This is a genomic window from Pseudomonas sp. E6002 (genome assembly GCF_013385565.1).
GTDB lineage: Bacteria > Pseudomonadota > Gammaproteobacteria > Pseudomonadales > Pseudomonadaceae > Aquipseudomonas.
Genome location: NZ_JACAPT010000021.1, coordinates 45,004 through 58,738 on the forward strand (window position 1 = coordinate 45,004; position 13,735 = coordinate 58,738).

Genomic DNA, 13,735 nt, shown 5'->3' on the forward strand with positions numbered 1-13,735 from the left:
TGGCCCTGCGGGTGGTCAGCGCCTCCAATTCCTCGATGGTCAATTCCGACGAGCAGGCCAACCGGACCAACAGCGTCGCGGCCGCGATCAACGAGCTGGGGGCTGCCGCCCAGGAAATCGCCCGCAACGCCGCGCAAGCCTCCAACCAGGCCAGCGACGCCCGGCACTTGGCCGAAGACGGTCAGCAGGTGGTGGAGCGCAATATCAAGGCGATGAACCAGTTGTCGCAGATGATCAGCGCCTCCAGCACCAATATCGAAGCGCTTAACAGCAAGACAGTGAACATCGGGCAGATTCTGGAAGTGATCACCAGCATTTCCCAGCAAACCAACCTGCTGGCCCTCAACGCGGCGATTGAAGCCGCACGGGCCGGGGAAGCCGGGCGCGGCTTTGCGGTGGTGGCCGATGAAGTGCGCAACCTGGCGCACCGCACCCAGGAGTCGGCGCAGCAGGTGCAGAAGATGATCGAGGAGCTGCAAGTCGGCGCCCGGGATTCGGTCAGCACCATGAGCGAAAGCCAGCGGCACAGCCAGGACAGTGTGGAAATCGCCAACCTGGCGGGCGAGCGTCTGAACAGCGTGACCCAGCGTATCGGCGAAATTGACGGGATGAACCAGTCGGTAGCCACCGCTACCGAGGAACAGACCTCGGTGGTGGAGTCAATCAACATGGACATCACCGAGATCAACACCCTCAATCAGGAAGGTGTGGAAAACCTGCAATCAACCTTGCGGGCCTGTTCCGACCTGGAACAGCAAGCGGCGCGCTTGAAACAACTGGTGGGTAGTTTCCGGATTTGATCCCGCCGGGTCAGCGGCTGCCTTGCACAGCCGCTGACGCCTTTTCTTCAGGCAATTCGGATGTGTCCTGCAATTGTTCCCACAACTCGGCGGCGCCTGGAAACTCGGTGCCGTCCTCACTGCTCAGGTCATCCGGGTCATATCGACTCAAACAACCCTCTCCCAGCGTCGCGGGGGCTTTGGAAGTCGCCTTGTCCAGTGGATCGCTCATGCTCCAGTCCTCACCCGCGCTCGAAAAAAGGGCCTGTAGCGATTTAACGCCCAGGCCCTTCATTCTTCAATCAAAACACTTCAATCAGAACACGACAGTCTTGTTGCCGTGCACCAGTACCCGGTCTTCCAGGTGATAGCGCAGGCCGCGAGCCAGCACCATCTTCTCGACGTCACGGCCAAAACGGACCATGTCTTCGATGCTGTCGCTATGGCTGACACGCACCACGTCCTGCTCGATGATGGGACCGGCGTCCAACTCTTCGGTGACGTAGTGGCACGTTGCACCGATCAGCTTCACGCCACGCAGGGATGCCTGGTGATACGGCTTGGCACCCACAAACGATGGCAGGAAGCTGTGGTGAATATTGATCACCTTGCCAGCGTATTCACTGCACAGCTCCGGCGGCAGAATCTGCATGTAGCGCGCCAGTACCACGACGTCCGCATCGTGCTGCTTGACCAGGCGCGAGACCTCGGCAAAGGCCGGCTCCTTGTCCTGCGGGTTGACCGGGACGTGGTAGTACGGAATGCCATGCCACTCGACCATGCTTCGCAGGTCGTCATGGTTGGAAATCACGCAGGAGATCTCGCAGTCCAGTTCATCGCTGTGCCAGCGGTGCAGCAGGTCTGCCAGGCAGTGGGACTCACGACTGGCCATCAGGACCACGCGTTTTTTCTGTTCCGTGTCGGTGATGCGCCAGGTCATCGAGAACTCTTCAGCGATCGGCGCAAATGCCTCGCGAAATGCCTCTAGACCAAAGGGCAGCGTATCGGCACGAATTTCGTGACGCATGAAAAACCAGCCGCTGAGATTGTCCGAGTGATGGCTCGCTTCGGTGATCCAACCGTTGTGGGAAGCCAGAAAGTTACTGACCTTGGCAACGATGCCAACCCGGTCCGGGCAAGCAATCACCAGCCGAAAAGTGCGCATTAGGGGGAAACTCCAGAACTTCGCAAAGGCCGCCATTCTAGCGATTGCGCAGAAAAACTGCAGTATTCCTCAACGCTTATTCTGATCGGCTGCGTCAACCCTGCCCCTTAATAGCGTAAGGTTTTTCCCCACTATGTGTGCAAACGCGTGGACTCCGGCAGTAAGCCAAGACTTAACCAGAGTATCTTTAGGCCATCCCCCTTACTAATTAACTCAATTCCACGCTTTTGCCACAAACAACCAAAGTAAATTACATAAATGCGGCCTTAAATGTTTACTTGGGCAAACTGTCTGACTATTATTGAGCCACTATCCCCTTTCACCCAGCGCCCTGCATAAGGTAGTCCCCATGTCCCTGATCAACGAATATCGCGCCACCGAAGAAGCTATCAAAGAGCTGCAAGCCCGTTTGAAGAACCTGTCCCAAGACGACAAACTGCAAACCGAGCTGGAATTCGAAGGCAAATTGCGCACCCTGATGGGCGAATACTCCAAATCCCTGCGTGACATCATCGCGCTGCTGGATCCGGATTCGAAAGTTAAGGCTCCACGTGGCGCCGTAAAAGCTACCGGCACCAAGCGTGCACGCAAGGTTAAACAATACAAAAACCCGCACAACGGCGAAGTGATTGAAACCAAAGGTGGCAACCACAAGACTCTGAAAGAGTGGAAAGCCAAGTGGGGCGGCGACGTGGTTGAAGGCTGGGCTACCCTGCTGGGCTAAGCCTCGCCAGGACGCTGCGTGATACGCAACGCAATAAAAAACGCCAGCTTGCTGGCGTTTTTTATTGTCCGTATTTTACCGGGAAGCTGATTACAGACTCATTCGAGTCGCTAAGGCATCAACATACTCCTGCCATTCATCAAGCACCTGGCGCTGAAACGGTGTGGCACTAACAGCCAACTCAAGACACGCCTGCTTAAAACCCTCAAGGGTGTTTGGCGCGCCCCATTGAGGGTCTGACAAACGTTGCTGACAGAAAACTCTCCAGCGTTGTTGCTCTTCACTATTCAAGGTGTCTGGAAAGTTGCGTGCACGATAGCGAAATAATAATTCAGGCAAACGTTCATCATCGAAAGGCCATTGCTGGCGCGCTAGTTGCGCCGGCTCGGCGACTCTCACTTGCTCACATAAACGTCGATCACGATCCCCGATAAAACCATCGTATAGCTGCTGCTCGGGATCGGCGCTTGGCGCAAAATCTTCCTCGGCGTAAATCGCCGCCAGTTTATCGCGCCATAGTTCCTGTGCGTCGCTTAGCCGCAGGGCCCGCGCATCACACTCATCCATATCCAGCTGCAAACGCTCGCGGTCTTGCGGCCGAAGCACGCTCAACGGTGCGACCACCGGGCAACGATTGATGTGCAGCAACTTGAGCGGTACCGGCAACTCACCTTCGGCCAGCTCGTCGCGGCGAGTATATAAGCGCCGGCGCAAGGTATCGGCGTCCTCGTCCAACAGCCCTTGCGGATCGAGACCCAGGTCGCAGACGATCAATGCATTGCGATTGCGCGGGTGCCACGCCAGCGGCAGCACCACCCCCAGGTAATGACGCTCGGCAGAAAAACGACCGGAAATATGCACCATCGGCTGCAACAACCGCACCTGGTCCATGACCCGTTGTTTGCTGCGCAGTTGAAACAGCCAGTCATAGAGCTTGGGTTGCTTCTCGCGGATCAACCGGGCCAGGGCGATGGTGGCGCGCACATCGGACAAGGCGTCGTGGGCCTGGCCGTGGTCGATGCCGTTGGCGGCCGTCAACCGCTCAAGCTTGAGGGTGACGCGCCCGTCCTGTTCCGGCCAGACGATCCCGTCAGGGCGCAGGGCGTAGGCAGTGCGCACCACGTCGATCAGGTCCCAGCGGCTGTTGCCGCCTTGCCATTCCCGGGCATAGGGATCGAAGAAATTGCGGTACAAGCTGTAGCGCGTCATCTCATCGTCAAAACGCAAGGTGTTGTAGCCCGCCCCGCAAGTGCCCGGGGTGGCCAGCTCGGCGTGCACCCGGGTCATGAAGTCGGCTTCGGCCAGGCCTTTTTCCGCCAGCACGCCGGGAGTGATGCCAGTGATCGCGCACGCTGCCGGATGCGGCAGGATATCGTCGCTGGGGTGGCAGTAGAGATTGACCGGCGGCCCGACCTCGTTAAGCTCGAGGTCGGTGCGAATACCGGCTACCTGCAGCGGGCGGTCGGTACGCGGATTGATGCCGGTGGTTTCATAGTCGTACCAGAAAATGGTGGTCACGGGCTATTCCTGTGCTGAAGACCGGCAAAGTCTAGGCGCTTGCAGGCATCGGGGGCCAGCGCTGTGTTCCCTGTACAAATATTCAGTAAATCGTTGAGTGGTTGCTTCCACCGTCGACACTGCTAGCATCGGTCTTTCCAACCCCGCCGCTGCCGCCCAGGCGCCAGCGCCGCACTGCCAAGGACCGCGATGCCACCTGCGCCACTGGATACCCGCTACCAGATCGAGACCCCGGAGGGTATCGACCTGCCCCTGCGCCCGGCCGGCCTGCTGGTACGCTCACTGGCCTTTGCCTTCGACCTGGGTTTGCGCGGCCTGATTCTCGGCATCCTGTTTATCGCATTGGCCTTTCTCGGCAACCTGGGCATTGGCCTGGGTTCGCTGCTGCTGTTCCTCGTCAGTTGGTGGTACATGGTGCTTTTCGAAGTGCTCAACCAGGGCTGCTCGCCCGGCAAGCAGGTCATGGGCCTGCGGGTGGTACAGGACGATGGCACGCCCATCGGCTGGTCCGCCTCGCTGATCCGTAACCTGCTGCGCTTTGTCGACATGCTGCCCTTCGGCTATTTCCTCGGCGCCATCAGTTGCCTGCAACACCCAAACTTCAAGCGCCTGGGCGACCTTGCGGCCGGGACCCTGGTGATCTACCGCGAACAACCGCTTTCCCGCCCGCAAGTGCCCCAGGCCCCGGCGCTGCGCCTGCCGTTCGCCCTTGAGCTGAACGAACAACGGGCGATTCTCAGCTTCGCCGAACGCCAGGGCGAACTGTCGGCCGAACGGGTTAACGAACTGGCCGCTATCCTGGCCACGCCCCTGCAGGTCTCCCCTGCCCGCGCCGTGGCAGAACTCAACGGTGTGGCCCGCGGATTGTTGGGGCCAGCATGAAACAGAGTCTTTTCGAAAGCCGCCATCAGCCACAATGGCAAGCCTTTGCCGAGCAATTGACGCAGTTGGAGAAAGACAAAGCCAAAGGCGCCGACTTCGTCGACTTCCCTCATCAATACCGGCAGTTGTGCCAGCACCTGGCCCTGGCCCAAGAGCGCGGCTACAGCAGCTACCTGGTGGACCCGTTGCAGCAGCTTGCCTTGCGCGGCCATCAACAGTTGTATCGTCATCGCAGCCGGATGGGGGCAAACGTGCTGAGCTTCCTGCTGGCCGATTTCCCCAGGCTGGTTCGCGCGCAATGGCCATTTGTGCTGGCTGCCGGCCTGCTGTTCTTTGGCAGCCTGCTCGGCATTGCCTTGCTGGTGTACCTGTTTCCGGACTTGATCTACAGCATCGTCAGCCCTCGGCAGGTGGCCGAGATGCAGTCCATGTACAACCCCGATGCCAGCCGCCTGGGCCGGGCAGCCGAGCGCGCTTCCAGCGAAGACTGGATGATGTTCGGCTACTACGTGATGCACAACATCGGTATCGCCTTCCAGACCTTTGCCGCCGGGTTGCTGTTCGGCCTGGGCAGCGTATTTTTCCTGTTCTTCAATGGCCTGATCATTGGCGCCGTTGCCGGGCACCTGACGCAAATCGGCTACGGGCAAACGTTCTGGTCATTTGTCATCGGCCATGGCGCCTTCGAGCTCAGCGCAATTGCCCTGGCTGGCGCGGCTGGCCTGCAACTGGGCTGGGCGCTGATTGCACCGGGGCCCCTCACCAGAGGCGAATCCCTGCGCCTGGCCGCGCGCAAAAGTGTGCAAATGATTTGTGGTGTGATGGTGTTCCTGCTGATCGCCGCGTTTATCGAGGCGTACTGGTCGTCCACCAATGCCGTGGCGCCGTGGGTCAAGTACCTGGTCGGCACCGCCCTGTGGTTGCTGATGGCGGCCTACCTGCTGTTTGCCGGACGGAATCGCCATGCGCCTGAGTGATGCCAGCGTCGTGATCCGCCCGCGTACCTCCTGGGAGGCCATGGACCTCGGCATCCTGCTGGCCCGGGAACATCGACTGCTGTTGATGAGCAGTTGGGCCATCGTGACCTTGCCGGTCTTCGCCCTGTTCAGCGTGCTGCTGTGGAATCACCCCACCACGGCGCTGTTGCTGTTCTGGTGGTTGAAACCCGCCTTCGACCGCCTGCCACTGTATATCCTGTCCAAGGCCCTGTTCGGCGAAACACCCAGCCTGAAACAAGCGCTGCGCCAATCGCCGCGGCTGCTCAGGGGCCAACTGCTGGCCAGCCTGACCTGGCGGCGCTTCAGCCTCAGCCGTAGCTTCGAGATACCGGTGGTCCAGCTCGAAGGGCTGCAAGGCCAGGCGCGCCAACAACGTCTCGGGGTGTTGCAGCAGCGCAACGCAGGCGCCGCTCGCTGGCTGACCCTGATCGGGGTGCACCTGGAAATCGCCCTGTGGTTCGGGTTGATGGCCGTGTTCTATTTCTTCCTGCCGCAAGAGGTCGAACGCGACTGGGATTGGCAGCAACTGGTGCTCACCGCCGGCCACAACTGGCGTTGGCTGGAGCACCTGACCAACATGTTCTACGCCTTGATCCTGGTGTTCTGGGAGCCGATCTATGTCGCCTGTGGCTTCAGCCTTTACCTGAACCGCCGCACGGTGCTGGAAGCCTGGGACCTGGAACTGGTGTTCCGCCGAATGCGCCAGCGCCTGAGTGGTGTGGCGTCGCTGCTGTTGCTGGTGGCCGGGCTGACGCTGATTCCGCCGACCCCATCGGCATGGGCTGATGAACCGGTTCCCCAAACGCCGCTGACTACACAATCGGCCAGTCACTCGATCAAGACGCTGTTGGAGCAGCCACCGTTCAAGAACCCGGAAACGCTCACTCGCTACCGCTTCGGCGAGGATAAAGCAGCCGACAAAAACAAAGCGGCAGGTGATGCCAAGCTGCCAGCCTGGCTGGAAGCATTGCTGAAAAACCTCAACAGTGATTCGTTCAAGCACCTCGCCAAGGGCCTTGAAGTACTGCTCTGGGGATTGCTGGCAGGTGGCCTGGCACTGGTGATCTGGCGCTACCGCGACTGGCTGCATGCCTTTGTCAGCCGCCGCAGCCCGCGCAAACCCAAGGCTGCCAAACCCGTGCCTTCGCAGCTGTTCGGCCTTGAACTGGGGGCTGACACCTTGCCCGAAGACATCGCAGACGCCGCCGAACAGCTGTGGGCAACACAGCCCCGGGAAGCCCTCGGCCTGCTCTACCGTGGGTTGCTCAGCCGCTTGCTGCACGACTTCAACCTGCCGCTGAAAAGTGCCGACACGGAAGGTGAAGTCCTGGAACGTATCCGCCAACTGCAACAACCGCAGCTGCTGGCATTCAGCGGTGAGCTGACCCGTTACTGGCAAAACCTTGCCTATGGCCATCGCCTGCCGCCTGCCTTGGCGCAACAACAGCTATGCAGCGATTGGCGAACCCTGTTCGGTTCGGGAGCGGCGCAATGAACCGGCCGTTGCTGTGGGTCGGGCTGCTGGTCGCGGGCTTGCTGGCAGCCGGCGGTTTTTATGCCTGGCACAAGGCGATTCCTTATCAGGAAGTGGTCGATCGCGGCCCTTCACCCGAAGCCCTGGCCAACCCCTACCTGGCAGCTGAACACTTTCTGCGCCAGCAGGGCCTGGTGGTGGAACATGCCAACAGCCTCGAACGGCTGGCCAGCCTTTCGCCCAAGGGCAACAGCCTGCTGTTGCTGGGCGAGCGCAGCAACATGAGCCCGCCGCAGGTCGAGCAATTGCTGCAGTGGACCCGGGCTGGCGGCCATCTGCTGCTGGTAGCCGAAGCGCTGTGGGATGAGGACACCGGTGAAAGTGGCGACCTGTTGCTGGATCGTGTGCAGATACACCAATCCTTCAGTGAAGAATTCGACGCTCCGGCACCCGCGCGTAAAAAGAAAACGCCGGACCTGACCAAACTCTATGTGGACAACGAAACAGCGCCGGCCTATTTCAGCTTCGACACCGACTTCAACCTCACCGACCCCAGGCACCTGGCACAATTCTCGGCCAACAGCGCCCGGTCGACGCACCTGATGCAGGTCAACCTCGGGCAAGGGCGTGTGACCGTGGTCACCGACAGCGACCTGTGGAAAAACCCGGGCATCGGCCTGCACGATAACGCGTGGCTGCTCTGGTACCTGAGCCAGGGCACCCAGGTCACACTGCTGTTCAACACTGATGTCGAGGACCTGTTCAGCCTGTTGTTGCGCTACTTCCCCCAGGCACTGGTGGCACTTGCCGCACTGATCGCCCTGGGCCTCTGGCACGCCAGCCTGCGCCAGGGTCCGATCCGGCAACCGGCGCCCAAGGCACGGCGGCAATTGCAGGAACACTTGAACGCCAGTGCCGACTTCCTGTTGCGCCGCAGCGGGCAAGACAGCTTGCTGCAAGCTTTGCAGCGCGACATCCAGCGCACCGCTCGGCGCCGTCATCCCGGGTTCGAACACCTCGATACAGCCGAACAATTGCGGGTGCTTGAACGCCTGACCCGCCAACCCTCCCTTGTTATCAGCCAGGCCCTTGACCCACCTGCGACGAAACGGCTCTCCAGCGCCGATTTCAGCCGCCAGGTGGCCTGCCTGCAAACCCTCAGGAATGCCCTATGAGCGAATTTCCCGCCACTGACCCGATTCAGCGCGCCAGCCAACTGGCCCAGGCCTTGCGCGTCGAACTGCGCAAGGCGGTTATCGGTCAGGACCCGGTGATCGATGACGTGCTCACGGCGTTGATCGCGGGCGGCCATGTGTTGCTTGAAGGGGTTCCCGGCCTGGGCAAGACCTTGCTGGTACGCGCGCTGGCACGCTGTTTTGGAGGCGAGTTCGCGCGCATCCAGTTCACCCCGGACCTGATGCCCAGCGACGTGACCGGCCATGCCGTATACGACCTGCATACCGAACAGTTCAAGCTGCGCAAGGGACCGTTGTTCACCAACCTGCTGTTGGCTGACGAGATCAACCGTGCCCCGGCGAAAACCCAGGCAGCGTTGCTGGAAGCCATGCAGGAACGCCAGGTAACCCTTGAAGGCGAGGCGCTGCCCATCGGCCAGCCGTTCATGGTACTGGCCACCCAGAACCCCATCGAGCAGGAAGGTACTTACCCGTTGCCCGAAGCCGAACTGGACCGTTTCATGCTCAAGGTGCGCATGGACTATCCCGAGGCACAGCAGGAACTGGACATGGTGCGCGAAGTCACCCGCTCGTCCCGAGCCGACATGCTCGACGTACAGCCGCTGCGCACGGTGCTGCAAGCCGAAGACGTGCTGCTGTTGCAACAGATTGCCAGCGAGTTGGCGCTGGATGAGCGGGTGCTCGACTACGCCGTGCGCCTGGCCCGCACTACGCGCAGTTGGCCGGGCCTGACCATCGGCGCCGGGCCCCGGGCCTCCATCGCCCTGGTTCGCGGTGCACGGGCGCGGGCCTTGCTGCGCGGGGGCGAGTTCGTGACCCCGGACGACATCAAGGGCTGCGCCCTGGCAGTGTTGCGCCATCGGGTGCGTATTGCCCCGGAGCTGGATATCGACGGGTTGGAAGTCGACCAGGTGCTCCGGCAATTGCTGGACCAAGTCCCGGCGCCACGCCAATGAGACGCCCATGAGACCAACCCGCCTGCTGTTGACCTGGCTCGGTGTACTGCTGGGCCTGAGTATCCTGCTCGGCGCACTGGTGGCGCTACAGGTCAAGGTGCCAGACGCCCTGCACTCAGTGACGTGGGGCCTGCTGCTGGCCCTGTTGCTGCTGGCCTTGCTGGATGCCAGCCGCCTGCGCCGCCGGCCGTCCCCGCGCGTGCGACGGCAGATGCCCGGCAGCCTGGCACTGGGGCGCTGGGGGGAAGTGCGGCTAAGCCTGGAGCACGATTATCCCCAGCCGTTGGCGGTCCAGGTATTCGATCATGTGCCTGACGGCCTGGCGGTGGAGGACCTGCCGCAGTCCATCGAACTGCGGCCCGGCGAGCACAGTGAACTGGGTTATCGGCTAAGGCCCCAAAGGCGCGGGCATTTCAGCTTTACCCGCTGTGAAGTGCATCTGCCCAGCGCCCTGGGGCTATGGTCGGCCCGGCGCCTGATCGACGTCAGCGACGCCACCCGGGTCTACCCGGACTTCGCACGCCTGTATGGCGCGCAGTTGCTGGCGGTGGACAACTGGCTCAACCAGCTGGGCGTACGCCAGCGGCAACGGCGTGGGCTGGGCCTGGAGTTTCACCAGCTGCGTGAGTTTCGCGAAGGTGACAGCCTGCGCCAGATCGACTGGAAAGCCACCGCCCGGCAACGCACGCCCATTGCCAGGGAGTACCAGGACGAGCGCGACCAGCAGATCATGTTCATGCTCGATTGTGGCCGCCGTATGCGCAGCCAGGACGCCGAACTGTCGCACTTCGACCACGCGCTCAACGCCTGCCTGCTGCTCAGTTATGTAGCCTTGCGCCAGGGCGATGCCGTAGGGCTGTGCACCTTTGCCTGCGACCAGCCGCGCTACCTGGCGCCGGTCAAGGGCAGTGGCCAGCTCAACCTGTTGCTGAATGCGGTGTATGACCTGGACACGTCCCGGCGTACGGCCGATTACCAGGCGGCCGCCAGCCAACTGCTGGCCCGGCAGAAACGTCGCTCGCTGGTGATCGTAGTGACCAATTTGCGGGATGAGGAAGATGAAGAGTTACTCAGCGCCGTAAAGCGCATCAGCCGCCAGCACCGGGTAATGGTCGCAAGCCTGCGGGAGGAGGTCCTTGACCAGTTACGCCAGGCTCCCGTGCAAACCCTGCCCGAAGCCCTGGCCTACTGCGGCACGATCAACTATCTCAATACCCGGGACGAACTCCACGACCGCTTGAACGCCCACGGGCTGTCGGTACTGGACACACTGCCTTCGGACCTGGGTGCCGCCCTGGTGACCCGCTACCTGGGCTGGAAAAAAGCCGGCGCGCTATGAACGCCGGATGCAGCACCTAGGCAGAGGCCTGCAACGGATCAAAGCTGAAGTAATCCAGCAGCGCGCTGATCACCTCCCCATATTCGGCAGGGGCCTGGGATATGCTGAACCCGGAATCGTAATGCTGGGGGTTTATATCCTCATGACACCACAGGCAGGTGGCCGTGAGGTCTACCGCCTGCACCTCACCCTCAGGCCCGGGGATCTTCAAGCGCAGCTCGAACTCCACATCGACCATCATGGGTAACTGGCTGATCAACATCAGGCCCTGCTCGGAAACATTGCCCAGATAGCCGATTGGCTTGTCCGTCAGGCGGTTGAACACTTGAAGGAAGCAAGGTAACTGATGCCGCTCGATCCGTCGGTGAGTAAACATGATGAGGTCGCCATCCAATGGCCATATATGTGGCCGCTCCAGTGATTCGAAACGAGCCTGAAGGCCCGCTCTCCCCGGATATCGGTGCGACAACCGCAAACGGGTTGCCACTTTTACAGCTGCCAAATCCGGGAACGCCATCCGTTTGAATAGAAACTTATACAAACTGACATTCAAAGATTAGCCCAAGACTGGCAACGAGCCAGCTATGGCATGACAAATATCATCACAACGACGCCGGCCGCGGCTGGGCAACGCTCGCGCCGGGGTAATGCCCCAGTTGCTGCAGGGTATCCAAACGGGCACGGGCACGGAATGCGTACTCGCTCGCCGGGTACTGGCTGATGATGAACTGATAGGTTTGCGCCGCATCGACAAACAGCTTCTCGCGCTCCAGGCACTGCCCGCGCAACATCGAGACTTCCGGTTGCACGTAGCGCCGGGAACGGCTTTCACGGTCGACCTGGGACAACTCAAGGGTGACCCGCTGGCAATCGCCCACACCGTAGGCGCGGTACGCATTGTTCAAATGATGGTCCATCGACCAACGGGTGCAGCCGACAACACTGACGGCCAGGGCAGCAATGATCACGATTCGCATGGGGGTTCTCCTGTCTTGTGCAGTGTATCGACCCTTCATCGAAAATCTTCAAGGTTGTTCATCTGTTCATGCAGAGTGAAAACAAGCGAATCATCGATAAGTAGTGCAAACGAACAATGACTACAACCAAAGAGCATAGTAGCCTTCCCCAGCGCTTGAACTCAGGAGTCCGTGCATGTCCGTCCGTCGTACCAAAATCGTCGCCACCCTTGGCCCGGCCAGTAACTCGCCGGAAGTCCTCGAACAGCTGATTCTGGCTGGCCTGGACGTTGCCCGTCTGAACTTCTCCCACGGCACCCCGGACGAGCACAAGGCTCGCGCCAAGCTGGTGCGTGACCTGGCCGCCAAGCATGGCCGCTTCGTGGCGTTGCTGGGTGACCTGCAAGGCCCGAAAATCCGTATCGCCAAATTCGCCAACAAGCGGATCGAGCTGAAGATCGGTGACCGGTTCACCTTCTCCACCAGCCATCCCCTGACCGAAGGCAACCAGCAAGTCGTGGGTATCGACTACCCGGACCTGGTGAAAGACTGCGGCGTGGGCGACGAACTGCTGCTGGACGACGGCCGTGTGGTAATGCGCGTCGACACCGCCACCCCGACCGAACTGAATTGCACCGTGATCATCGGCGGCCCGCTGTCGGACCACAAAGGCATCAACCGTCGCGGCGGTGGCCTGACTGCCCCGGCCCTGACTGAAAAAGACAAGGCCGACATCAAGCTCGCCGCCGAAATGGAAGTGGACTACCTCGCGGTATCCTTCCCGCGCGACGCCGCCGACATGGAATACGCCCGTAAACTGCGCGACGAAGCCGGCGGCACTGCCTGGCTGGTGGCGAAGATCGAACGCGCCGAAGCCGTGGCCGATGACGAAACCCTCGACGGCCTGATCAAGGCTTCCGACGCCGTGATGGTTGCCCGTGGCGACCTGGGTGTGGAAATCGGTGACGCCGAGCTGATCGGTATCCAGAAGAAAATCATCCTGCACGCACGTCGCCACAACAAGGCGGTGATCGTTGCGACCCAGATGATGGAGTCGATGATCCAGAACCCGATGCCAACCCGTGCCGAAGTGTCCGACGTGGCCAACGCCGTGCTCGACTACACCGACGCCGTGATGCTTTCAGCTGAAAGTGCGGCTGGCCCGTACCCGCTGGAAGCCGTGCAGGCCATGGCACGCATCTGCGTCGGCGCTGAAAAGCACCCGACCAGCAAGACCTCCAGCCACCGTATCGGCAAGGTCTTCGAAAGCTGCGACCAGAGCATCGCACTGGCGGCCATGTACACCGCCAACCACTTCCCGGGTGTGAAAGCGATCATCGCCCTGACCGAAAGTGGCTACACGCCGTTGATCATGTCGCGCATCCGTTCGTCGATCCCGATCTACGCGTTCTCCCCGCACCGCGAAACCCAGGCCCGTGCGGCCATGTTCCGCGGCGTCTACACCGTACCGTTCGACCCGGCATCGCTGCCGCCTGAGCAAGTCAGCCAGGCCGCGATCGACGAGTTGCTCAAGCGCGGCGTCGTGGAGAAAGGCGACTGGGTCATCCTGACCAAGGGCGACAGCTACCACACTATCGGCGGCACCAACGGCATGAAGATCCTGCACGTTGGCGACCCAATGGTCTGATTGACCGCTCGCTGAAAAACAAAAGCCCTGCCATGTGAATGGCGGGGCTTTTTGCATTGCAAATTGGCTTGTGTGTTGGCTTTACTGGCCTATTCGCGAG

Annotated in this window: 14 protein-coding genes; 9 read left to right on the forward strand and 5 right to left on the reverse strand. The window is 61.0% G+C overall.

What is annotated here, in order from left to right; genetic code table 11:
• Positions 1–35 precede the first annotated feature (35 nt).
• Positions 36–800, forward strand: a complete 765-nt coding sequence (locus HX815_RS31930) for a methyl-accepting chemotaxis protein (RefSeq protein ID WP_371132408.1) — start codon at positions 36–38, stop codon at positions 798–800.
• A 10-nt stretch (positions 801–810) separates the two neighbouring features.
• Here HX815_RS31930 and HX815_RS16875 read toward each other — a convergent pair whose 3' ends face one another.
• Both HX815_RS16875 and purU read right to left on the reverse strand, forming a co-directional pair.
• Positions 811–1,011, reverse strand: a complete 201-nt coding sequence (locus HX815_RS16875) for a hypothetical protein (protein WP_023659227.1) — start codon at positions 1,009–1,011, stop codon at positions 811–813.
• Between the two features lie 84 nt (positions 1,012–1,095).
• Positions 1,096–1,944, reverse strand: coding sequence for a formyltetrahydrofolate deformylase (purU, locus tag HX815_RS16880; protein WP_003209762.1), 849 nt, complete (start codon positions 1,942–1,944; stop codon positions 1,096–1,098).
• 349 nt (positions 1,945–2,293) lie between these two features.
• Here purU and mvaT point away from each other — a divergent pair, with 349 nt between their 5' ends.
• Positions 2,294–2,668, forward strand: a complete 375-nt coding sequence (gene mvaT / locus HX815_RS16885) for a histone-like nucleoid-structuring protein MvaT (RefSeq protein WP_003209760.1) — start codon at positions 2,294–2,296, stop codon at positions 2,666–2,668.
• Between the two features lie 90 nt (positions 2,669–2,758).
• Here mvaT and sbcB read toward each other — a convergent pair whose 3' ends face one another.
• Positions 2,759–4,186 carry an exodeoxyribonuclease I gene (sbcB, locus tag HX815_RS16890; protein ID WP_003214166.1) on the reverse strand — a complete coding sequence of 476 codons (1,428 nt, stop codon included), beginning with the start codon at positions 4,184–4,186 and terminating at the stop codon, positions 2,759–2,761.
• A 189-nt stretch (positions 4,187–4,375) separates the two neighbouring features.
• On the opposite strand from sbcB, the gene HX815_RS16895 reads away from it, so the two are divergent.
• From HX815_RS16895 to HX815_RS16920, 6 genes are read left to right on the forward strand one after another with little or no spacing between them, the layout of a single operon-like run.
• Entirely contained in the window at positions 4,376–5,068 is a 693-nt protein-coding gene (locus HX815_RS16895; protein WP_003214165.1) for an RDD family protein, read from the forward strand.
• On the forward strand, positions 5,065–6,045 hold the full coding sequence (locus HX815_RS16900; protein WP_177028604.1) for a stage II sporulation protein M: 981 nt from the start codon (positions 5,065–5,067) through the stop codon (positions 6,043–6,045). The genes HX815_RS16895 and HX815_RS16900 overlap by 4 nt, the downstream gene beginning before the upstream one ends.
• On the forward strand, positions 6,032–7,561 hold the full coding sequence (locus HX815_RS16905) for a DUF4129 domain-containing protein (RefSeq protein ID WP_177028605.1): 1,530 nt from the start codon (positions 6,032–6,034) through the stop codon (positions 7,559–7,561). The genes HX815_RS16900 and HX815_RS16905 overlap by 14 nt, the downstream gene beginning before the upstream one ends.
• A complete protein-coding gene (locus HX815_RS16910; RefSeq protein ID WP_177028606.1) occupies positions 7,558–8,715 on the forward strand; it encodes a DUF4350 domain-containing protein in 1,158 nt (385 codons plus the stop codon). The genes HX815_RS16905 and HX815_RS16910 overlap by 4 nt, the downstream gene beginning before the upstream one ends.
• Positions 8,712–9,692: a MoxR family ATPase gene (locus HX815_RS16915; protein WP_177028607.1), complete on the forward strand. Its 981-nt coding sequence runs from the start codon at positions 8,712–8,714 to the stop codon at positions 9,690–9,692. The genes HX815_RS16910 and HX815_RS16915 overlap by 4 nt, the downstream gene beginning before the upstream one ends.
• A gap of 7 nt (positions 9,693–9,699) precedes the next feature.
• Positions 9,700–11,031: a DUF58 domain-containing protein gene (locus HX815_RS16920; RefSeq protein WP_177028608.1), complete on the forward strand. Its 1,332-nt coding sequence runs from the start codon at positions 9,700–9,702 to the stop codon at positions 11,029–11,031.
• A gap of 16 nt (positions 11,032–11,047) precedes the next feature.
• Here the strand turns inward: HX815_RS16920 and HX815_RS16925 are convergent, their stop codons facing one another.
• Positions 11,048–11,407, reverse strand: a complete 360-nt coding sequence (locus HX815_RS16925) for a PilZ domain-containing protein (RefSeq protein WP_008432342.1) — start codon at positions 11,405–11,407, stop codon at positions 11,048–11,050.
• A gap of 226 nt (positions 11,408–11,633) precedes the next feature.
• On the reverse strand, positions 11,634–12,008 hold the full coding sequence (locus HX815_RS16930) for a tol-pal system YbgF family protein (protein WP_003214151.1): 375 nt from the start codon (positions 12,006–12,008) through the stop codon (positions 11,634–11,636).
• 175 nt (positions 12,009–12,183) lie between these two features.
• On the opposite strand from HX815_RS16930, the gene pyk reads away from it, so the two are divergent.
• Positions 12,184–13,635, forward strand: a complete 1,452-nt coding sequence (gene pyk, locus HX815_RS16935) for a pyruvate kinase (RefSeq protein ID WP_177028609.1) — start codon at positions 12,184–12,186, stop codon at positions 13,633–13,635.
• The last annotated feature ends 100 nt before the right edge of the window (positions 13,636–13,735 follow it).